The sequence below is a fragment of the Kushneria sp. Sum13 genome (genome assembly GCF_052692355.1).
Window position 1 is genome coordinate 2,549,649 of the sequence record NZ_CP199847.1, and the last position, 21,353, is coordinate 2,571,001.

Sequence of the window (21,353 nt, forward strand, 5' to 3'; positions counted from 1 at the left end):
CGTGGCGATACTGGCGTCAGACCCAGCCACGAGGTATCGCAATGAAGAAATGGATGCTCGCCACCAGTGCCACCGTCGCGCTTTTGACCGCCTTCACGGCCAGTGCTGCCGCGCCGGATCAAAAGACAGCCCACCCAGGCGCACGTCAGGCCATCTATCAGAGCTGGTCGCTGAGCGATCAACAGCAAAATCAGCTGACCAACGAGAACAAGGCCTTTCACGAACGTCTGACAGCGCTGAAGGATCAGAGCTTTGACAGCACCCAGGCACGTCATGAAGCCATGAAGGAAGCGGCGCGCACGCATCATGAGGCACTCGCCAGGGTCCTCGATAACGAACAACGTCGAGTGCTTGAAGCTCTGGATCAACATGCCGCTGCCCTGCAGGCCAAAGGAGCGCTGAGGGCAGCGCTTCTGGATAGCTGGAAGCTGGATGATACCCAAAGGCAGGCGCTCGATGACGCTCGCCGGCAGATGCGTCAGGACCTCGCCGAACTGCGCCATGACAAGGGCGCCATGGACAGTCGAAAAGACCGACGCCAGGCCATGGCAACGCTGCACGAGCAGCAGCATGCACGTCTTTCAAGGGTACTGAGTGCCGAGCAGATCCGGGTACTTGAGATGATGCGCCATGTGGAGCTGCGCGGCCCGAAGGGCAAGCCACCCATTGATGTCCGTCACGCGCTGGTAAAAAGCTGGCATCTTGAGGCGTCCCAGCTTGATGCCATGAAGGCAGCGACGAGGCAACTTCACCAGAAGATGACACAGCTCAACGACAGGGACGCGCCACAGGACAGCGATCAACGCCACCGGATGATCGAGGCTCGAACCGCCTTTCATCATTCTCTGGAAGACATCCTGAGCCCGGATCAGCTGGCAGCGCTGGATAGCGTCAGCCGCTATCACCACATCGCAACGGGGCCGCGCCCTCATGGCGCAGACCGGAACGCCCCCTCGAAGCCCGATCAGAGCTGATCCATATCGCCATCATGACCACACCCCGCACTGACGGGGTGTTTTTCATGACTAGCCGCGATCGCGCTGATATCCCATCCGGCTGGCCACCTGACGAAAGGCGTCCATGTCCTGCTGACTGAAAAAGCACAGCGTTGCGGTCAGATCCCCATGGGGCAGTTTCTCCGCCATGACCGTCAGCACGATTTCGCTAGCCTGATCAAACGGATAGCCATAAACGCCGGTGGAGATTGCCGGAAAGGCGATGGTCTGCAGGCCCTGCTGAGCTGCCAGCGCCAGTGATTTTCGATAGCAGTTCGCGAGCAGCTCGGACTTGTCGATCGTTTTGGCATACACCGGCCCCACGGTGTGAATCACGTAGCGGGCCGGCAGATTAAACCCGGGGGTCATGGCCACCTCTCCATCCGGCAGCCCTTCCGGCCACTGCTTTTGACGCAGGTCCTGACAGGCGGTTTTGAGCTCGCCACCGGCAGCACGATGAATGGCACCATCCACCCCACCTCCGCCCATCAGGGAATGGTTTGCCGCGTTGACGATGGCATCTACCTCAAGGGCAGTGATATCGCCCTGAATTACCCGCAATCTCCCGCTCATCCAGGTCATGGCCGTTGTCATGATCTCTCCCCTGACGCCTTTAATGAAAACAGATCTTCAGTATGGTCGACGCCTGTCCGGTTCGGACAATTCTCTCTCCCCTGCCATTGGTCCAGGACCGAACGGTCTACGGAAGGTCAGTTGAAGGCCCCCAGCAAAGCATGTATTTTAATTGAACGACCAATTAACAAAAGTCGGATCAGCGCCCTCGTGGCCCGGGCATCTCCCGGGTCACGAGGGCGACGTTCATGAATTATTCATTACCGCATCGTCAACAAGGAGAATCCTTCGATGAGCGTCAAACACATTGATATGGCCGAGCAACAAAAAGATGCCCTGAACCCGATCGTCTTTTATGGTTCTGCCCTTGGCATCGTGGTGTTTTCCCTGTGGGGAATGTTTTTCACTGACGCCGCCAACACCGTCATCTTTGCGGCGCTTGAATGGATCAGTAACACCTTTGGCTGGTATTACTTTCTGTCAGCAACCCTCTATCTGGGGTTCGTGATTTTTGTCGCCGCCTCCCGCTTTGGCAGTATCCGCCTGGGGCCGGAGCACTCTCGTCCGGAGTTCAGCCTTGGTTCATGGGCGGCAATGCTGTTTGCAGCCGGCATCGGGATCGATCTGCTGTTTTTCTGCGTGGCCGAGCCCGTCACCCAGTTTCTGGCCCCTCCGGTCGGCGAAGGCGGCACACTGGAAGCTGCACGCCAGGCCACGGTCTGGGGCATGTTTCACTACGGGATTACCGGGTGGGGCATGTACGCGCTGATGGGCATGGCGCTGGCCTATTTCAGCTACCGATATAACCTGCCGCTGACCATTCGCAGTGCGCTCTACCCGCTGTTTGGCCGGCGGGTGGAAGGCGCCATTGGCCACACGGTGGATATCGCCGCCGTCATCGGTACGGTGTTTGGCATTGCCACCAGCCTGGGCATCGGGGTGGTACAGCTCAACTACGGACTGACCTACCTGTTCGACCTGCCCCAGAACCTTTACGTCCAGGGGGCGCTGATCGCGCTGTCGGTCATTCTGGCCACCATTTCGGTGGTTTCCGGGGTCGACAAGGGCATCCGGCGCATCTCCGAACTCAACGTGATTCTGGCCGTGGTGCTGCTGCTTTATGTACTGATTGCCGGCGACACGGTCTTTTTGCTCAATGCGCTGGTGCTTAACATCGGCGACTACGTCAATCGCTTCATGGGCATGACGCTCAATACCTTCGCCTTTGACCGTCCGACCGACTGGCTCAACACATGGACGCTGTTTTTCTGGGCATGGTGGGTGGCCTGGGCGCCGTTTGTCGGGCTTTTTCTGGCGCGTATCTCCCGCGGGCGCACCATTCGCGAGTTCGTGGTCGGCACCCTCACCATTCCCTTTATCTTCACCCTGATGTGGATCTCGATTTTCGGCAACAGCGCGATCGAGAGCATTCTCAATGGCGCCACCGAGTTCGGCCAGATTGCGATGACTCATCCCGAACAGTCCATCTACGGGCTGCTCGAGCAGTATCCGGGCGTCACCTGGACGGCGTCTCTGGCGACCCTGCTGGGCATGCTGTTCTATGTCACCTCGGCAGACTCCGGGGCACTGGTGCTGGGCAATTTCACCTCGCGTCTTTCCAGCGTACATCACGATGCGCCGGCCTGGCTGCGCGTGTTCTGGTCGGTCACGATCGGGCTGCTGACGCTGGCACTGTTAATGGCCGGTGGCGTCTCGGCACTGCAGGGCATGGTGGTCATCATGGGGCTGCCCTTTTCCTTTGTGATCTTTTTTGTCATGGCCGGGCTTTATCGCTCCTTTAAAAGCGAAGCCTTCAAGGAGGACAGCCATCGCGCAAGCCTTGCCGGACGTCTATCGAGTCGTACCGGTGTCGGCGGTGAGCGCGGCACACGCCACTGGCGTCAGCGTCTCAATCGCGCCATGCACTTCCCCAGCCAGCGTCAGGCCAGCACCTTTATCAACACAACCGCCCGCCCGGCCATGGAGGCCGTGGCACAGGAGCTTTCCGAGCAGGGCCTTGAAGCGGAAGTCATCAAGGCCGAAGGTAACGAGCTGCACCTGGAGCTCAATGTCGCACTGGGCAATGAGCAGAACTTCACCTATCAGATCTGGCCGCGCGCCTTCTCGATGCCTTCGTTTGCCCGTCGCGCCAACGAAACACGGTCACGCTACTATCGCCTTGAGGTCTATCTGCTGGAAGGCAGTCAGGGCTACAACCTGATCGGTTTCAGTCGTGACCAGCTCATCAACGACATCCTGGATCAGTACGAGCGTCACCTGCAGTTCTTGCACATGACGCGTGAGGCGCCGGGCAACGGCGCCAACATCCCGGATGACCCGACCATGCCGCCTGCGCCCTGAAGACAGTCTGCTGTCACCTCAATAGCGCCGCCCTCCGGGCGGCGTTTTTAATGGGCCAATGTTTTCAAGTTTTAATGGCCACTGTCTTTAAATGGCCGCTGTCTTTAAATGGCCGCTGTCTTTAAACAGGTACTGTCTTTAAATAAATACTGTCTGCAGATAGGCATTATTTATCAACGCCATACCATCAAGTAAAGCCCGTGTCGGCCGTAAATGGGGGGCAGTCGTTAGCTCCCTCATTAAATTACCCTTTTATGGTATGGACATGTTTAAAAGATTCGCTCGAGGCAAGGAAGCCTGGCTGGTGCGTACCAGCAGCGAACGGCCGGACGCACGCAGGAGAGCCTTAATCAGATCAGCGAGGTGATTACTCGGGTGCAGGGGTCGGTAGATGCCGTCAATGACCGGCTTGGCGCCATGACGCACATGGTGGCCGCCTTTTCACAGCAGGGTTTCCACCTGCAGGCCACCATTGACGCCTCAAGGTCACAGGCCGCGCACTCCAGCAGTGACCTCGCGCGCATGTTGACCAGCACCGCGCAGATTCATGAGCGCATGCAGGAAGATGGGCGTCATCTGGAAGAGATCATTCGCCTGAGCCAGTACACCGAGCGCCAGCACGTCTGACTGACTGACTGACTGACTGACTGACTGACTGACAAAGCATAAAAAGGGCCGCCCAAAATGGGCGGCCCTTTTCATGACAGGCTTGCCGACATCACACGCTCATCGACATGAGCGCAGGTTCTCTCAGTGCGCCGGCTGGCGACGCAGCCTCGGGCTCAGCGACTCCCCGACCACTACGAACAGGGCCAGTATGGCCACCCCCCAGGGCCACTGCGTGGACACATTCAGCGTCATGATGCCGAGCGCGTCGATGAAGATCACCACGATCGCCAGCGGACAGACGTAGCGAATCATGAAAAGCCACAGGGCATGACCCACGCCTGCCAGACCCAGCTCATCACGCAACAAACGATCCTTGAGCACGAAGCCTGCCAGCAGTGCGAGCCCCAGCCCGCCCAATGGCATCATGAATCGCGAGGTCAGATAGTCCAGCCAGTCAAAGAAGGTGCGCCCGCCCAGTGTCCAGTCCGCGCCCAGATTGAACGACAGCATCGCCAGCGTACTGACCAGCCATAGAACAATCCCCGTGCCCCAGGACGCGCGATTACGAGCGATACCGTGGCTTTCCACCAACCAGGCGATGGTGGCCTCGATCATTGAGATGGCCGACGTCAGTGCCGCCATGGTCAGCATGACGAAAAAAATGACCTCCAGCAGCGTGCCCATGGGCATCTGGGCAAAGGCCAGTGGCAGACTCATGAAAATCAGCCCCGGGCCGCTGGCCGGATCCATGCCGTTGGCAAAAATCACCGGAAAAATGGCAAGCCCCGCCATCAGCGCCACCAGGGTGTCACAGATCGCCACCATGAAGGTCGTACGGGCAATGGACTTCCCGGCCGGCAGATAGGCGCCATACGCCATGATGGCGCCTGCCGCCAGTGACAGGGTAAAGAAGGCATGCCCCATCGCCGCCAGCAGCCCCTCACCGGAGAGCTGACCGAACTCGAAGGCAAACAAAAAGTGTACCGCCTGGCCAAAGCCGCCGGAAAAGATGCCAAACCCGATCAGAATGGCCAGCATGACCACCATACCCGGCATCATCCAGCGCACACTGCGCTCGATGCCTTCCTGCACGCCCTTGCCCACGATCAGCATGGTGATCAGCGTGACCAGCGTGCTCCAGAAACCCAGATTGAGCGGGTTTTCATTGTTGGCGTTAAAAATGGCCGCCATGCCCTCGACGCTTTCGGCATTGAGACTGCCGCTGATCGCCTTCCAGAGATAGGATAATGACCAGCCGGCCACCACCACATAAAAACTCAGGATCATGAAGCCGCAGATCATCGACATCCAGCCCAGTACCGCCCAGCCCGAGGCACCGCCAGACTCGGCCACCACACGCTTGACGGCCTCGACCGGGCTGCCGCGTCCGCGTCGACCGAAGGCGATCTCGGTCATCATCAGAGGCACCCCGATAGCGGCAATGCACAGCAGATACACCAGCACAAAGGCGCCGCCGCCATATTCACCGGTCATGTAGGGGAATTTCCAGATATTACCCAGCCCCACGGCCGAGCCTGTTGCCGCCAGCACAAACCCCCAGCGCCCGGCCCAGAGCACACCACCGGTGCCATTATTTGTTGTCATGTGCGTCCCTATCGGTTGTCGGCCTTGCGCGGCCCTCTTGTCGATCCGGAGCGCATTGTAATGGTCTCGCCCCCTTTTGGCCCGAAACCGTCATGATTTTCCTGTGAGGCCCACAAAAAAGGGCCCCCCTGGGGGCCCTGAAGCATACTTTCCGCGTTCATGAATCATCGCTGACTCAGGCAGAAGCCCCTTCCGGCACTTCCAGCTTTTGCGGCGCCGGCTTGAGCAGCGCATAGGTCGCGCCAATGAAGATCGAGCCCACGGCGATCGCGAGCAGATAGAGCATCGCCTGATTGACCGCGCCCGGAATCAGCAACACGAAGAGCCCCCCGTGCGGCGCCATCAGCTTGATCTGGAAGTACATCGACAGCGCCCCGGTGATGGCCCCGCCCACGATCGAGATCGGAATGACCCGCAGCGGGTCCTTGGCAGCAAAGGGAATCGCGCCTTCACTGATAAAGCAAAGCCCTAGCACAAACGCCGCCTTGCCGCCGTCACGCTCGGTGTCGGCAAACTTGGAGCGGGCCAGAAAGCTGGCGATCCCCATGCCAATCGCCGGCACCATGCCGGCGGCCATGATCGCCGCCATCGGTGCGTAGGTCTGGGTCGACAGCAGGCCAACGCCAAAGGTATAGGCCGCCTTGTTGATTGGTCCGCCCAGGTCCACACACATCATCGCGCCCAGCAATAGCCCCAGCAGCACGGCGTTGGTCGAGCCCATGTTGTTGAGAAAATCGGTCAGCGCCGAGAGCATGCCGGCGACCGGCGTGCCGACCAGGTAGATCATGACCAGGCCGGTCACCAGACTCGCCAGCAGCGGAATGACCAGAATCGGCTTGAGCGATTCCACACTGGCCGGCAGCTTCAGCTTTTTGGCAATCAGTTTGGCGGTATAACCGGCCAGAAAACCGGCGATGATCCCGCCGATGAAGCCCGCGCCCAGCGTACTGGCCAGCATGCCGCCGATCATGCCCGGTGCAATCCCCGGACGATCGGCAATCGAGTAAGCGATATAGCCCGCCAGTACCGGCACCATCAGGGCAAAGGCCGTGCCGCCGCCGATCTGCATCAGCGCCGCGGCCAGCGTCCCCTCCTCCTTGAACGCCTCGATCCCGAACACGAACGACAGCGCAATACAGAGGCCACCGGCCACCACCATCGGCAGCATGAAAGACACCCCGGTCAGCAGGTGCTTGTAGACGCCCCGTTCCTTGATGCTTTTCTTGCGCTCGCCACCCGCCGGCGCACTGCCTTCACTTTCCACCGCCGCATTGGCCAGCGCGTCATTGATGGTCTGCTGCGACTTCTTGAGCGCCGTACCGGTCGAGGTGCGGTAGACCGGCTTGCCGGCAAAGCGCTCGTCATCAACCTCGATATCACAGGCCAGCAGCACGATATCGGCGTTGGCGATCTCGTCATCGGTCAGCTGATTCTGCGCGCCAACCGACCCCTGCGTTTCGACCTTGATCTGATGGCCCAGTGCTCTACCGGCCTGGGCCAGCGCCTCGGCGGCCATGAAGGTATGCGCCACTCCGGTCGGACAGGCCGTTACGGCGACAATGCGTTTTGACGTGCGGGTCTCGGCGGCCGCTGGTGCGACACTGGCCTCCGCCGGGGCGTCATCAGCGCCCTCCCAGGGTTCGGCCTGCTCGCGAGCCCGGCTTAAAAAGCCATCCGGGTCCGGCAGAGCAGCTTCAAGCCGCTCACGATAGAGCCGCTTGCCGGTAAAGCGCGCCAGCGTGATGGGCCTGCTGGCAGCGACCACCACCATATCGGCTGCGGCAATCTGCTCATCGCTCAAGGTGGTCTGATCAAACTGACCCTGCATTTCGACGGCTGTCTGCCAGCCCAGTCGGTGAGCCGCCTGCTCGAGACGGCGCGCCGCCAGGTAGGTCGTCGCCGTGCCGCTGGGGCAGGCCGTGACGATAACAATATTCATGCAAACCACTCCTGTGCCAGTGCCAACCACTGGTCGCCATGCTGACTGCACCTGTCATCAGCAGGCAGCTCAAAAGAAATCGGGGCCGTGATCATATTGTCAGTGCCTCGATGGAGACGGCATCGCGCAATACGGCGAAGTCCTCGGTATCCGAGCGCCCCACGCCAATCCGGCGCACGGCGTCGGCCGACAGGGCGGTGGCAAAACGCAGCGTTTTTTCGCGCGGCCAGCCTTCCAGCACGCCATGCAGCACGCCGGCCAGCAGCGTATCGCCGGCACATACCGTGCTGACCACCCTGATCCGCGGCGGACGAGCGCGCAGCGCGCCGCCCTCAAACAGCCACACCACGCCCTCGGCGCCCAGCGACAGTAATACGTTGTCGATGCCGCCCTGCTGCAGCTCACGAGCCGCCGCCAGAAGCGCCGCCTCATCCGCCAGGGCGCGGCCGACACATTCGGCAAGTTCATGCTCGTTGGGCTTGATCAGCGCAGGACGTGCCCGTGTACCCTGCACCAGCGCCTCGCCGCTGCTGTCCAGCCAGACCGGCAGTCCACGTGCCCTGAGCCGATCAATCAGCGCAGACAGCCACTCGGGCGTGACACCAGGCGGCAGGCTGCCGGAGATGACCACTGCCTCGATGCCGTCTGCACCGGCCTCGATGTCCTGAAGAAGCTGCGCCATGGCCGCCTCGTCCACCGCCGCACCCGGGCCGTTGATGTCGGTTACCCGACCATCGGCCTCGGAGAGCTTGGCATTGACGCGGGTTTCGCCGGCGACTCGAACGAAACGATCTTCCACGCCCCAGTCCTGAAAGGCCCGCTCAAACGGTGCCCGGTTATCGCGTCCCAGAAAACCACTGACGACCACCCGGTGGTCATGACGGGCCAGCACGCGGGCCACATTGTTGCCCTTGCCGGCCGGGGTCAGTGAACTCTCCTGCGAGCGGTTCACGCTGCCCGGCGACAGCGCTTTCAGCCGAATGGAGAGATCCAGCGCCGGATTGAGCGTCAGCGTCAGGACCCGGCTCATGTCAACGACTCCAGCATGGCACGTACTTCAACCGCCGTCGGACAGGCCAGTGCCCGCAGGGCCAGCGCGCGGCTGTCTGCAAGATTCAGGCTGCGGATGCGCTGTTTGACCAGCGGGATCTGGCGGCTGGAAACGGACAGCTCATCAACCCCCAGCCCCATCAACACAGCGATGGCCTGTGGATCACTGCCCAGCTCGCCGCACACACCGACCCAGCGCCCCTTGGCATGAGCAGCCTCCACGGTCATCTGGATCAGGCGCAGTACCGCCGGATGCAGGCCATCGGCCTGGGCCGACAGGCGCGAGTGACCGCGGTCGATGGCCAGGGTGTACTGGGTCAGATCGTTGGTGCCGATCGAGAAGAAGTCGACATGCTCGGCCAGACTCGGGGCCAGCAGCGCACAGGAAGGAATCTCGATCATCACACCCAGCTGCACGTCAGACGCTTTCACTTCGGCCTGCACGCGATCAAAAATGGCCTTGCCGGCGTGGAACTCTTCCACGTCCTTGACCATCGGGAACATGACGCGCAGCGGTCGATCACCAGCAGCCATCAGAAGCGCTCGAATCTGGGTTTCGAGCACGTCCGGACGGGTCAGGGCCAGACGAATGCCGCGCAGCCCCAGAAAGGGGTTGTCCTCGGCCGGCACCGGCCAGTAATCCAGCGGCTTGTCACCGCCGACATCCAGCGTGCGCGCCACCAGCGCGCGATCGGGGCCCAGGGCATCAAAGGCCTGACGGTACTCGACGATCTGGGTGTCCAGATCCGGCGCCTGCGGGTGGGCCATGAAAACAAACTCGGTGCGCAAAAGCCCCACCGCCTCGGCACCGCGCTCGACGGCATCCGCGGCGTGTGCGGTGTTGCCCAGGTTCGCGGCGACCTCGACGCGATGACCATCCAGGGTCACGGCCGGATCAAAACGGACCTCAAAGGCTTCGCGTTCGCGGATCTCGCGCTCCCGGATGGAAAGCTCGGTGCGGGCACGACGCTCCGGGTCGGGCGCGGGGATCACGCGGCCGCGCTCGCCGTCGAGAATCATGTCGATGCCGTTTTCCAGCGCCATGATGGTTTCACCCGCCCCCACGACTGCCGGGATGCCCAGCGCCCGCGCCAGAATCGCGCTGTGAGAGGTGGCGCCGCCGCGAGCGGTTAAAATGCCGCGTACCCGCGAGGTATCCAGCCGCGCGACATCGGAAGGGCCGACGTCATCGGTCACCAGAATGTAGGGGTGCGTCGGCGGGTCAGGCATCTTCACGCCGCAGAGATTCCCCAGCACGCGTCGACCCACATCGCGCAGATCCGCGGCGCGCTCGGCCAGCAGACGGTCGGCCAGTGCTTCCTGGGCGCGGGCGGCCACATCAATGGCGCGCCACCAGCCACCCTCGGCACTCTTGCCTTCATTGATCGCTTCATAGGCGGCTTCGCGAAGCTCCGGGTCGCCCAGCATCTCTTCGTGCATGGAGAGAATTTCGGCCACTTCACCTCCGGCGGCGCGAATCATCTCCTCGAGCTGCTGCTCGGCCTCCTTGATCGCTTCACCCAGACGCGTTTTTTGCATCTCGCGGTCAGAGGCCGTCTCCTCGTAATGAAACTCCGGCGGGCGCATCACGAACACGGGGGCAATCGCCATACCGGGCGAAGCCGGCACGGCCGTCAGCGGCGTGTCGGCCGCCGGGGCGACCACCGGTTCCCGCGGGGTCTGTCGATTGCGCGACGGACGCGCATCGCTGGTATCTCCCAGCGGCGTGACCTCTTCACCCAGTCCGCCGCGCAGCGCCTCGGCCATGGCCTCGACGGCCTCACGCGCGCCGGGGCCTTCGGCCGAGAAGATCAGCATCTGCCCGCGCCGCGCGCCTAGTCCGATCACCTTGGTCAGACTGGCCGCTGAAACCGCTTCATTGCCGCCTTCGGCAAGCCGCACACGTACCGGCATCCCCTGTGCTCGCGCCACCTGCACCAGCTGTTTGGCCGGACGGGCGTGCAGACCATGGGCGTTACGCACCCTGACCCGGACGGTTTCGGCACTGGCCGACTCACCGGACAGTCGTGCCAGCAGTGCATCACGACCCAGCCGCGCCAGCTCTTCACCCTTGCCCTCCTCCAGCACCTTCACCAGCCGGTCCAGCAGCACGTCGTGAGCGTTGCCGCTCTCGGCCAGACAGAAGATACCGGCCACGCCATCCACATGCGCCTGCGGCAGGGCCAGCCCCAGCGCCGGCTGAGTGACACCCGTGGCGCTGCGCACCAGCCACAGCTGCTGGCCCAGCGAGATGGCCTGCTGGGCCAGAATGTCGGCCACAAAACGACGATCGACACAGCCGAGCTGCTCGAGGCGCGCGGCGGCGGCAGCCGTGAGCTCCAGCGCCGAGCGGGCCGGTACGCCCTGAACAATGGTGTCGCCATCCAGACGCGCCGTGACCGGCGCCTTTGACAGCAAACGCACTACCTCCTCGGCATCGTCAGCGCGGGCCAGCTTTTCTGACACGCCCTCACGGTCGAGCACGTGGGTGAGCTGGCGCAGGATGTCGAGGTGCTCATCGCTTTGCGCGGCAATGGTGATGATCAGATGCACCCGATTGCCGTCATGCCACTCGACGCCCTGCGGGAACTGCAAAAGACGCACGCCGGTGGCCAGCACATGCTCACGGCTTTTCTGAGTGCCGTGGGGAATGACGATGCCGTTGCCCAGCCAGGTCGACGCCTGCTGTTCACGCTCGAACAGCGCATCGCGATAGCCTTCGCGGGCAAGCCCGCCTTCCATGAGCGCCTGACCGGCCTGATTGAGTGCATCACGCCAGTCGCTGGCGTGCTGATCGAGCAAAACGGCATCACTTTGCAGCGTGAGCATGGCGTATTGATCCTTGTGAGTGGCAAATTTGCGCAGATGACGGCATCAGCTTGTGCGGCCCAACACGCAAAACGGCATGAAACAGGTCATGACAGCATGGCTGAATCGTGTCACCTTTTCCTTGCCGTAATGCTGAAAGAGATTAACCGGTGAATCAAGCACCAATGGCATGGACCCACGTCGTATTGACAGACTCCTGCCTTTCATATCGGGAAACAACATCATGACGCTTGCAGAGATTGCGCGCCTGGCGGGCGTATCACGGACGACAGCAAGCTACGTCATCAATGGCAAGTCACGCCAGCACCGCATCAGCGAGGCGACGGTCAAGCGCGTCATGGCGGTGATCGAGGAGCACGGCTACCGGGTGGATGCCCAGGCCGCCGCCCTGCGCCGCGGGGTCAGTCGCACGCTGGGGTTTATCCTGCCGGATCTTGAAAACACCAGCTACGCAAGGCTTGCCAAACTGCTGGAACAGGGGGCACGCAGTGCGGGCTATCAGCTTTTGATGGTCAGCTCCAATGATGATCCGGACACCGAGCGAGAGTTGCTCAGTGCCCTGCGGGCCCGGCGCTGTGATGCCCTGATCGTGGCCTCGAGCCTGCCTCCGGGCGACAGCCGTTATCAGCGCCTGATCGGCGCCGGCATGCCGGTGGTGGCCGTTGACCGCGCACTCGATGACACGCTGATGCCCTGCATCATCAGCGAAAATCGCCAGACCGCCATGACCCTGACGGCGTCGGTACTCTTTCCACAAGGTCCACAAGGGCAGGCTTCGCAGGTACAGGAGGTGTTGTGGCTGGATGCCCTGCCAGGGCTTGCCAATACCCTCGAGCGTCGTGATGGCTTCATGGCGGCGATCGCCGCCTGCAACGCACAGCCACCGCGTGCCTATCACCGCTGCGGCGCGCGCTATGACCGCGAGACCGGCATGGCGCTCATGCAGGCGCATCTTGAGCATCATGACATGCCACAGGCGCTGGTGACCGCCTCCTATACGCTGCTGGAAGGCGCACTGGACGTGCTGCTGACGAAGTATTCGATGGAGAGGCTACAAAAACACCCTCTGCGCATGGCCACTTTTGGCAACGACCGGCTGCTGGATTTTCTGCCCCTCAGGGTCAATTCGATGCAGCAGGATCTTGAACGTATTGCGGCGCTGGCACTGTCCAGCGTACTGGACGCCATCGACGGCCGGCTCAGTCCCGGGACGATCGAAATCGAGCGCACCCTGATTCGCCGGGACTGAGCAGCTCAAAGAGGGTTTAGGAGAGAATCGAGGCCTTCAGGGTTCGGCCAGGTCAGGCAATGGCCTGGCCCTGATATTCATACACGCCGTACTGCCAGTGGGCACGACCGGGTCTTTTGGGTCCCTGCCAGCCACGCGCAAGCAGTTCGCGCGCCAGCAGGTGGTTGATCATGCCATGGCCGACAAACAGCACCGAGCAGTGCTCGCGGGCCAGTTCGACCAGCTTGTTGGCCGCAGCATCGGCGCGATGAAAGACCGCGCGACGCCCTTCGGCATTGCCGTGATAGCCCATCAGCCACAGCGCACGAAAGGCCACCAGCCAGAAGGTGGTCGGCAGCGGCGGCGTCGGCCAGCGCCCGCTGCCGTGAGGCAGGTCAATCTCGCGCATCAGGGGGTCGCTGTAGACAATGTTGCCCGCCTCCAGACGCAGCGCCGATTCCAGCGAGCGTGGCAGGTCGCTGCAGGCCACGGCGGCACACTCCCGGGCAATCGACAGGGCCCGGTCGCAGCGCGTGACTTCATCAAGGCCCGCCAGCTGATAGCGGGCCACCCAGTCTCTGAAATCAGCAGCGGCCATCTTTTCGTCAAAACGCACCCGCGGCGCCCCATGCCGCATCAGGATGATCTTCATGCCCCGCTGCTCCACACCAAAACTTGATTGAAATTAATTCTAATTGGCAGAGTATAGCCACTACCACGCCCATTCAGGCTCGCGCAATATTATTGCCTTTTGTGACCGGTCGTTATCGCCTTTGCCGTTGTCACGTTCAAGGCCCCTTAATCTACAGCGTCATTGTGGTGAGCATGTCGACATCTGCACCTGAAAAAGTGGTATCAAAAACGCCTGTTCTGCACGCCCTGCCCGAGGTTATTGCGGGACCCATGCTGCGCCGCCTGCTGCCCGAGCGAATGACCCTGTGGCTGGTGGCTTCAAAAACGCTGGCACTGACGCTGGTGCTTGAGCGCTCCGTGGAGCGCTCGATCCGCCTGCCCCTTGATCAGCAGCAGTGTCAGCAGCTGCGTATCGGTGAACATGCCGTGGTCCACATGATCGATGTGGCCCTGTGCCCGGCGCTCGATGAAGGCGAGATCTTCCACTACGACCTGTTGATCGAAAGCGAGGGGCAGTATCGCGGCATTGCCGATTGGGCACCACAGCTGTGTCATGACGGAGAAACCCTTCTGACCGTGCGTCATGCCATGACGCTTGCCTCCATTGCCCACGGCTCGTGTCGCCGGCCACATCATGATGCGCCCGACGGTCTGGCTCGGCTGGACCGGCAGCTTCACGGCCAGCGCGCGACGCCCGAGAAGTGGCCATCGCTTTTGATGATGAGCGGTGATCAGATCTATGCCGACGATGTCGCCGGCCCCATGCTGCTGGCCATCAATGCGCTGGTGGCGCGACTGGGGCTTTATCACGAACGTTTTGAATCGGCCGAAATCAGCGACAGCCGCACCCTTTTACAGGACCCCTGGCTTTATCAGCGCAATCGCCTGCTGCCGGCCACGGCCGAGAACCGATTGCTGCAGCGCTATTTCTTTCGCGGCAAGAAAAAACCGATCTTTACCGCGGCAGGCGCCGATAACCATCTCATCAGCCTGAGCGAAATACTGGCCATGTACCTGCTGGTCTGGTCCCCCATTGCCTGGCAGCTCATCGACATCAAGACACCGGCGCTGGAGAACAAGGCCGCCGCGCGCTTTGAAAAGGAGCATCGGGCGCTTGAGCACTTCATTGACGAGCTGCCTGCGGTACGTCGGGTGCTGGCCCATCTGCCGACCTGGATGATCTTCGATGACCACGATGTGACCGATGACTGGAATCTGACCGCACAGTGGGAAGAGGCAGCGCTGGGGCATCCCTTTTCAAGACGCATCATGGGCAACGCCATGATCGGCTATCTGATCTGCCAGGGCTGGGGCAATGCGCCCAAACATTTCGAAGGTGACCTCATGGCGCACCTTCAGACTTACCTTCAAACCCGGGAAGAACGCGACCATGACGCCCTGATCGATGCCCTGCTGGACTTTGACCACTGGCATTACACCCTGCCCACCCGGCCTGCCATGGTCATACTGGACACCCGAACACGCCGCTGGCAAAACGAGCGTGCTCCGCACAAACCGTCGGGACTGATGGATTGGGAAGCACTGACCGAGCTGCAGCAGGAGCTCATGGGACACGACGCCGTCATAATGGTTTCAGCCGCACCGGTGTTTGGCGTCAAGCTGATCGAGACCGTGCAGCGCGTCTTTGTCTGGCTCAACCGCCCCCTGCTGGTGGACGCCGAGAACTGGATGTCCCATCGCGGTGCCGCCCACGTCATGCTCAACATCTTTCGACATCGACACACCCCGAAAAATTTCACCGTCCTGTCGGGAGATGTGCATTACAGCTTTGCCTATGACGTGCAGCTGCGAGGACAGCATCAGCGCCCCAGTATCTGGCAGGTGACCAGCAGCGGCATTCGTAACGAGTTCCCGAACACCCTGCTCGACGTGCTTGACCGGATCAATCGCTGGCTGTTTGCAGCCCGCTCTCCGGTAAACTGGCTGACCAAGCGCCGTCACATGCGAATCAAGCCGCGCCAGCCCGACAACCGCTCTCCGGGTGAGCGGCTGGTCAACAAGGCCGGTATCGGTCTGCTCTATCTGGACGACCAGGGGCGGCCCCGGGAGATCATTCAGCTGGGCGGCGATAATCATGATGTGCGCTTTGAACGCGATGACAGATAACCTGCCGGCCGAGCCTGGTCCTGACAGCGCCCGGCATTCGCCGGGCGCTGTCAGGCCAGCCGGCCCCGATACGGAATCAGTTCGAGGCGTCGCCCTTGTCGTCACCAGCCGGCGCATCGCTTTTTTGACTGATGCCATCTTCTGATGGCGCATCCTGCTCGGAAGAGGCCGCCTTGTCAGACGAGGATGGCGCCTGCTCCGCCTTTTTCGGTACACCCTCTTTCCAGTCGTCCCAGTCAGTCACGATGGATTCAATCAGGGGATAGCCCGCGCGCACCATGTTGGTCAGCGCCGGCGTATAGCCGCCCTGCTTGGCGTAGCCGGTCAGGCCATCGGCATCGGAAAGCCCTTCGTAGGGGCGATTGAAGCTGGAACCAACGCGCACCACAACAGTACGTTCACGCTGAAGGCGCCCTGCCTCATCGGCACGCTTGAGCGCCGTGAGAATGGCGTTGTCTTCCTGCTGGCCGGTGCAGATGCTGGCCTTGTCACCGGCCACCTGCTTACCCAGCTGGCTGGCACGGTCGGCGAGCCGATTGCCATACCACCAGGTGTCACTGGAAACGCTGTCACACTGTACGACGCTCGGGGCCTCGTTGGCGGGCGCATAGTCATAGTGCTTGCGATAGGCCGCTGCGTTGTCGCTGTCGGCAAGCTCAACGCCTTTTGACAGTGCCACGGCCCGATCCACGAGCGCATCATCCAGGTGATAAAACTCGGTGCCGTACTCCTGATGCGGATCCTGGGTAGGCGTGTGGGTATTGATGCTCAGATAGCCCGTGGTCCAGCCGTCGGGAATATCACGGGCATCAAGCTCCCACTGAATACCGAAATCCACCAGATAGCGCGGCCAGGTGGGCGTACCGAGCGTTCCCTGATGCGGGTCAATGCTGGCCACACCCGACACCAGAAACCAGCTGTCGGACAGATCAAACTCCGGTGAGAACGCCAGTGTCGAGATGGAGGTCGCGGCATTGGCATAGCCCTTGCCGGTGGTCATCAGACACACATCGTCATCGTTGCAGCTGACGTTGCCAAACGAGCCGTGCAGCCCGGGAACGGTGATGTCCTGCATCGGTGCCAGTTTCTCGGCCCAGACCTTGCGCTCGGGACCGAAGGTGGTGATGACCATCGCCCGAACATGGCGCGGGCCCTCATCGGCTGCTTTCGTTTCACCAGCGACTTTATCGTCTGCGCGCTTGTCAGCACTGGTCGATGTCGTCTCATCAGACGACACATCCGTGGAGGTGGCACCATCTGTGACCGGCGCCGCGGTTTTTTGCGCAGCACCGGCGTTTTTGTCCTGGCCAGCCTCTTGAGTATCGGCCTGTGCGGGAAGCGACAGCGGCAGGATCAACAGGGTGGCTGCCAGTAAACGGGGATCAATCATGACGTAACCTGCTGTTTCATCGAGATGGCCGTGATCATCTCACATCCGCTCGCCGGGCAATATGGCGTCCAGCAGATGCGCAGAATCCTGCCCGCCCCTTCAGCAGTGACAAGGCCGACTAATTTAATTAAAATTAATGGACAATATCTGTTCGCTCTTCTACGCGCCTGGTCTGCCATGCCCTTCAGGCCGACAGCACGCGTTGACCAAAGCCGTACGTCTCCAGACACGTCGTAAAGTTTGTGGTCAGGGCGCCGTTAAAAACAGGGATCATCAGGTCTGGCGCCTTCCAGCGCTCTCTGCCTGCATCCGCCGGAAATGTCGATGCCCTATCCGAATTCGCTGCGCAACAGATTCATCATCACGCTGTCGGTCATGCTGGTGCTGGTCATGGGCATCCTGGTCTTCATTTTGCACCAGCTGATGATTCCCAACCTGATCAGCGAGGAGCGCCAGAGCGCCCACGTCTACGCCAACGCGCTGCAAAAAAGCATTGACCACAATGCTCGCACCCTCAGTGACATGGCCTGGCAATGGGCCAGCTGGGTCAGTACCCGCAAATTCATGGCAGGCCAGCTGCCAGACTTTCCAGAGACCCACATCACCTCTGCCGTCTTCGCCGATCGCGATGCCGACATGATGCTGATCACCAATAGCCATGACGGTGTTGTCCGGGTGGCCGGTCGCAATCCGGTCACCGGTGAATTTACATCCTGTGCCAGACCGGAAGGCCCGTGCCTGTGGACCCTTGAGCAGGTGCGCCAGATTCAAAGACAGCTGCCCGTTACCGATACCACACCCCGCATCGGCGTCAGCCCTGAATTTGCCCTGCTCAGCACCTGGCCCATCGCACGCCAGAACAGCCCGCTGCTGTCGGGCAAACTGACACTGGTACGTTTTCTGCCCGGGCAGTGGCAGCCCAACCCGGCGGACCACACCTCGACCCTGACGCTGTCTGCCGTTCGACAAGACCTCAATACCGATACTGATCCGACGGCCGTCGATATCGATTCCACCAGCGACGACAACCTGCGCCTGACGCTGTCACGGGACAGTGCCACCCCCGGCTATCTGGTGGTCATGAGTACCCGCCTGGATCGTGAGAGCCTGAGAGACGGCATCAAGCGCTTCAACCTGACCATGCTGGGCGCCATGGGCCTGTTGCTGGCGCTCATGATGCTCATGCTGTGGGTATTTCGAACCATTGTGCTGCGCCCGATTGCCGAGCTATCCCGCTACGCCATGGCCCTGCGTCAGGCACCGGGTGAGCATCTGGAGTCACCGCCCTCCTGGCTGCAGGCGCGCGGTGATGAACTGGGCGTCATGGCACGCGAATTTCAAACGCTCATCAAGGAGCTCAACGAGCGCAACGCGCACCTCAAGGCACTGACCAATCGTGATGCGCTGACGGGGCTGGGCAACCGGCGCCTGCTGGATCGTCAGCTGCCGCGCATTCTCTCCCTGACCCATCGCCTCGACCGCCCTGTCGCGCTGATCATGATCGATGTCGACCACTTCAAGCTCTACAACGACTTCTACGGCCATCCGGAAGGCGACCAGTGCCTCAAGACCATCGCCGAGACGCTCAGCGACATCTTTCAGCGCGAATCGGATCTGGTGGCCCGCATCGGCGGTGAGGAGTTCGTGATCGTGCTGCCCGACTTCGATCTGGACCGTGCCATGGACATCGCCCGCGGGGTCTGTACGGCCATGGAGGCCCAGTGCCTGCCTCATGAGCCCTCGCCGACCCACAGGTACGTGACCATCAGTGCCGGTGTGGCCATTTCCTCGCCCGAGCATCCGCTGCCGGGCGAGATCCTGATCAAACAGGCTGACGAAGCGCTCTATCAGGTCAAGAAAGGCAGCCGCAATGCCGTGGGCTGTGCCACCCCGACCTGAGTCAGCCGCGCATGGCGATAAACGTCCATAAAAGCGTGGCCGCTGCCAGTGACGTGATCTCCTGCGGATCATAGGGCGGCGATACTTCCACCACATCCATGCCGATCAGATTGAACTCCCGCAGGGCTTCCAGAAGCTCCAGCGCCTTCATGGTGGTAATGCCACCGATCTCGGGGGTTCCGGTGCCAGGCGCGTGGGCCGGGTCCAGTACATCGATATCAAAGGTGATGTAGATGGGGGATGATCCCATGCGCTCACGCACCTTTTGCGCCAGCGCCTCACCGCCCAGCCGCATCAGCGCCCTCGAGCTCAGCCACTCCCCGCCCTGCTCGGACAGCCAGTCCCGCGTGGATGGCTCGACCGGCGAGCGAAGCCCCAGACTCAGGGTACGCTCCGGTGCGACCAGCCCCTCGTCGATGGCATTGCGCAAGAAGGTGCCATGGCCGATATCATCCCCGAAGTGGCTGGCCCACGTATCACAGTGAGCATCGAAGTGGATCAGCGACAGCGGCTGCCCCTGAAGGCGACGCTGCGCGCGCAGCACGCCCAGGGTGGTCATGTGATCACCGCCGGCACACAGAAGTGTCTGCCCGGGCGCCTGCTCGTATGCCGCCATGACGCCGGCTTCGATGCGCCGCAGGGCGTCATGCTGGCCGACCTGCATGATATCGAGATCGCCCAGATCGCTGACCAGCGCACAGGGGTCGGTTTCGAACTCGGGATGACGACCGTCGGTCAGCATCATGCTGGCCCGGCGCAGGGCATTGGGCGCCATCCGCGCCCCCGGGCGAAAGGTGACCGAGCAGTCATAGGGCAGCCCCAGAAAAGCAAAGGGCCGCGTGCTGTCCTGCGGCGCTTTCAAGAAGGTGGCAATACCCTGATACGGCAGACCAAACATGACATTCCCCTGTTTCAACGTACAACGCACAAAAGGTGATGACGAAAAGGCGCATCCTGAGGCCGGTCCCCTGATGGGTCAACGGTTTCACGGGATACGCCATCGCGTTTGTTTCAGGGTAGTCAGAGATCAGCGGAAATGGCGATGTCAGCCGGCAAGACTGACGCTTCGGATCAGCGCGATAATGGTCATGCCGGGCTTGAGCCCGAGCGCATCGCCGGCCTCAAGCGTGATGCGTGACGAAAGCGACTGATCACCGAGTGCCAGCGTCACCTCAAGCGTGCCGGGGGCCCCTGGCGTGATGGCGGAAACGACGGCCTCAAGCTGGTTGCGAACGCTGCTGTCCTTTTGATGCGACAGCGCAATGGCCACCTCCCGACGGCGCACCCGCACCCGCAGGACACTTCCCTCGGGCCGGTCCAGCAGCGGCAGCGTCAGGCGCTGCCCATCCCCCAGGATCAGCCGCGTGGCGTGATAGTGATGATCGTGCGAGCACACCTGCGCCTGCAAGAGCGAGCTGGCCTCGAACCCGCCCAGCCAGGGCGTCATGTCGCCGCGTGACAGCAGCGTTTCCAGCCGGTCGCTGGCAACAACGTGCCCCTGATCCAGTACCACGAGCTGCTCGGCCACGGCCATCAGCTCCTCGGGGTCATGACTGACAAATAAAATGGGAAGGTCGATCTCACGGGTCAGACGCAGGATGTAGTCCAGAAGCTCCTGTTTGCGCGCGCCGTCCAGACCGGTCAGTGGCTCATCCATCAGCAGCATGTCCGGTTCGGCCAGCAGCGCCCGCCCGATGGCGACCCGTCTCGCCTCGCCGCCGGAGAGTGCGCCCGGCATGCGATCCAGCAGCGCCTCGATACCCAGCAGGGACACGATACGATCAAACGCTTCCCCACGCGTGATGCGCCGGGCGTAGGTCAGGTTGCTGCGAACCCGGTAATGTGGAAACAACCGCGCCTCCTGAAAGACCACGCCCAGGCGACGCTGATGGGGCGGGATGAAAATCCCGCGCCCGGTATCCACAAAGGTACGTTCATTGAGCACCACGCGCCCCTGATCGGGACGATCAAGGCCGGCCAGCATGCGCAACAGCGTGGTCTTGCCGCTGCCCGAATGGCCAAACAGGGCCGTCACGCCCGACCCCGACGTGGTGATATCGACATCGACATCAAAACCGCCCTGACGGTGTTTGAGGCACATTTCAAGCATGGCGA

At 61.7% G+C, this 21,353-nt stretch carries 15 protein-coding genes; 6 read left to right on the forward strand and 9 right to left on the reverse strand.

The genetic code is table 11. From position 1 onward, the window contains the following. The first annotated feature begins 41 nt into the window (after window positions 1–41). Window positions 42–974 (forward strand): hypothetical protein, encoded by a 933-nt coding sequence (locus ACUN8C_RS11900; RefSeq protein WP_445619411.1) that lies wholly within the window; start codon window positions 42–44, stop codon window positions 972–974. Window positions 975–1,025: 51 nt separating this feature from the next. On the opposite strand, the gene ACUN8C_RS11905 is transcribed toward ACUN8C_RS11900, so the two are convergent. Then, on the reverse strand, window positions 1,026–1,589 hold the full coding sequence (locus ACUN8C_RS11905) for an O-acetyl-ADP-ribose deacetylase (RefSeq protein ID WP_445619412.1): 564 nt from the start codon (window positions 1,587–1,589) through the stop codon (window positions 1,026–1,028). Between the two features lie 270 nt (window positions 1,590–1,859). Between ACUN8C_RS11905 and ACUN8C_RS11910 the strand changes: the two genes are divergently transcribed. Both ACUN8C_RS11910 and ACUN8C_RS11915 read left to right on the forward strand, forming a co-directional pair. Continuing rightward, the gene (locus ACUN8C_RS11910) at window positions 1,860–3,929 is read left to right on the forward strand and encodes a choline transporter (protein ID WP_445619413.1); all 2,070 of its coding nucleotides are present in this window, start codon (window positions 1,860–1,862) and stop codon (window positions 3,927–3,929) included. Window positions 3,930–4,304: 375 nt separating this feature from the next. Next, window positions 4,305–4,556 (forward strand): hypothetical protein, encoded by a 252-nt coding sequence (locus ACUN8C_RS11915; RefSeq protein WP_445619414.1) that lies wholly within the window; start codon window positions 4,305–4,307, stop codon window positions 4,554–4,556. Between the two features lie 123 nt (window positions 4,557–4,679). Here the strand turns inward: ACUN8C_RS11915 and ACUN8C_RS11920 are convergent, their stop codons facing one another. From ACUN8C_RS11920 to ptsP, 4 genes are all read right to left on the reverse strand, one after another. Further along, on the reverse strand, window positions 4,680–6,143 hold the full coding sequence (locus ACUN8C_RS11920) for a sodium-dependent transporter (protein WP_445619415.1): 1,464 nt from the start codon (window positions 6,141–6,143) through the stop codon (window positions 4,680–4,682). A 175-nt stretch (window positions 6,144–6,318) separates the two neighbouring features. Next, entirely contained in the window at window positions 6,319–8,082 is a 1,764-nt protein-coding gene (locus tag ACUN8C_RS11925; protein WP_445619416.1) for a PTS fructose-like transporter subunit IIB, read from the reverse strand. 91 nt (window positions 8,083–8,173) lie between these two features. After that, window positions 8,174–9,112 (reverse strand): 1-phosphofructokinase, encoded by a 939-nt coding sequence (pfkB, locus tag ACUN8C_RS11930; protein ID WP_445619417.1) that lies wholly within the window; start codon window positions 9,110–9,112, stop codon window positions 8,174–8,176. Beyond that, on the reverse strand, window positions 9,109–11,961 hold the full coding sequence (ptsP, locus tag ACUN8C_RS11935) for a phosphoenolpyruvate--protein phosphotransferase (RefSeq protein WP_445619418.1): 2,853 nt from the start codon (window positions 11,959–11,961) through the stop codon (window positions 9,109–9,111). The genes pfkB and ptsP overlap by 4 nt, the downstream gene beginning before the upstream one ends. Before the next feature lie 223 nt (window positions 11,962–12,184). Between ptsP and cra the strand changes: the two genes are divergently transcribed. Next, a complete protein-coding gene (gene cra, locus ACUN8C_RS11940) occupies window positions 12,185–13,210 on the forward strand; it encodes a catabolite repressor/activator (protein ID WP_445619419.1) in 1,026 nt (341 codons plus the stop codon). 52 nt (window positions 13,211–13,262) lie between these two features. On the opposite strand, the gene ACUN8C_RS11945 is transcribed toward cra, so the two are convergent. Next, a complete protein-coding gene (locus tag ACUN8C_RS11945) occupies window positions 13,263–13,841 on the reverse strand; it encodes a histidine phosphatase family protein (protein ID WP_445619420.1) in 579 nt (192 codons plus the stop codon). 173 nt (window positions 13,842–14,014) lie between these two features. On the opposite strand from ACUN8C_RS11945, the gene ACUN8C_RS11950 reads away from it, so the two are divergent. Beyond that, window positions 14,015–15,949, forward strand: a complete 1,935-nt coding sequence (locus ACUN8C_RS11950) for an alkaline phosphatase family protein (protein WP_445619421.1) — start codon at window positions 14,015–14,017, stop codon at window positions 15,947–15,949. A 76-nt stretch (window positions 15,950–16,025) separates the two neighbouring features. On the opposite strand, the gene ACUN8C_RS11955 is transcribed toward ACUN8C_RS11950, so the two are convergent. Continuing rightward, a complete protein-coding gene (locus tag ACUN8C_RS11955) occupies window positions 16,026–17,339 on the reverse strand; it encodes a purine-nucleoside phosphorylase (protein WP_445619422.1) in 1,314 nt (437 codons plus the stop codon). A 324-nt stretch (window positions 17,340–17,663) separates the two neighbouring features. On the opposite strand from ACUN8C_RS11955, the gene ACUN8C_RS11960 reads away from it, so the two are divergent. Further along, window positions 17,664–19,238, forward strand: a complete 1,575-nt coding sequence (locus ACUN8C_RS11960) for a diguanylate cyclase domain-containing protein (RefSeq protein WP_445619423.1) — start codon at window positions 17,664–17,666, stop codon at window positions 19,236–19,238. Window position 19,239: 1 nt separating this feature from the next. Here the strand turns inward: ACUN8C_RS11960 and speB are convergent, their stop codons facing one another. Both speB and modC read right to left on the reverse strand, forming a co-directional pair. After that, the gene (speB, locus tag ACUN8C_RS11965; protein WP_445619424.1) at window positions 19,240–20,136 is read right to left on the reverse strand and encodes an agmatinase; all 897 of its coding nucleotides are present in this window, start codon (window positions 20,134–20,136) and stop codon (window positions 19,240–19,242) included. A 147-nt stretch (window positions 20,137–20,283) separates the two neighbouring features. Then, a complete protein-coding gene (modC, locus tag ACUN8C_RS11970; protein WP_445619425.1) occupies window positions 20,284–21,348 on the reverse strand; it encodes a molybdenum ABC transporter ATP-binding protein in 1,065 nt (354 codons plus the stop codon). Window positions 21,349–21,353 lie beyond the last annotated feature (5 nt).

Coding starts and splice junctions, on each gene's coding strand:
- ACUN8C_RS11900 (WP_445619411.1), top strand. CDS start 42: ATGAAGAAATGGATGCTCGCCACCAGTGCCACCGTCGCGCTTTTGACC.
- ACUN8C_RS11905 (WP_445619412.1), bottom strand. CDS start 1,589: ATGACAACGGCCATGACCTGGATGAGCGGGAGATTGCGGGTAATTCAG.
- ACUN8C_RS11910 (WP_445619413.1), top strand. CDS start 1,860: ATGAGCGTCAAACACATTGATATGGCCGAGCAACAAAAAGATGCCCTG.
- ACUN8C_RS11920 (WP_445619415.1), bottom strand. CDS start 6,143: ATGACAACAAATAATGGCACCGGTGGTGTGCTCTGGGCCGGGCGCTGG.
- ACUN8C_RS11925 (WP_445619416.1), bottom strand. CDS start 8,082: ATGAATATTGTTATCGTCACGGCCTGCCCCAGCGGCACGGCGACGACC.
- pfkB (WP_445619417.1), bottom strand. CDS start 9,112: ATGAGCCGGGTCCTGACGCTGACGCTCAATCCGGCGCTGGATCTCTCC.
- ptsP (WP_445619418.1), bottom strand. CDS start 11,961: ATGCTCACGCTGCAAAGTGATGCCGTTTTGCTCGATCAGCACGCCAGC.
- cra (WP_445619419.1), top strand. CDS start 12,185: ATGACGCTTGCAGAGATTGCGCGCCTGGCGGGCGTATCACGGACGACA.
- ACUN8C_RS11945 (WP_445619420.1), bottom strand. CDS start 13,841: ATGAAGATCATCCTGATGCGGCATGGGGCGCCGCGGGTGCGTTTTGAC.
- ACUN8C_RS11950 (WP_445619421.1), top strand. CDS start 14,015: ATGTCGACATCTGCACCTGAAAAAGTGGTATCAAAAACGCCTGTTCTG.
- ACUN8C_RS11955 (WP_445619422.1), bottom strand. CDS start 17,339: ATGATTGATCCCCGTTTACTGGCAGCCACCCTGTTGATCCTGCCGCTG.
- ACUN8C_RS11960 (WP_445619423.1), top strand. CDS start 17,664: ATGCCCTATCCGAATTCGCTGCGCAACAGATTCATCATCACGCTGTCG.
- speB (WP_445619424.1), bottom strand. CDS start 20,136: ATGTTTGGTCTGCCGTATCAGGGTATTGCCACCTTCTTGAAAGCGCCG.
- modC (WP_445619425.1), bottom strand. CDS start 21,348: ATGCTTGAAATGTGCCTCAAACACCGTCAGGGCGGTTTTGATGTCGAT.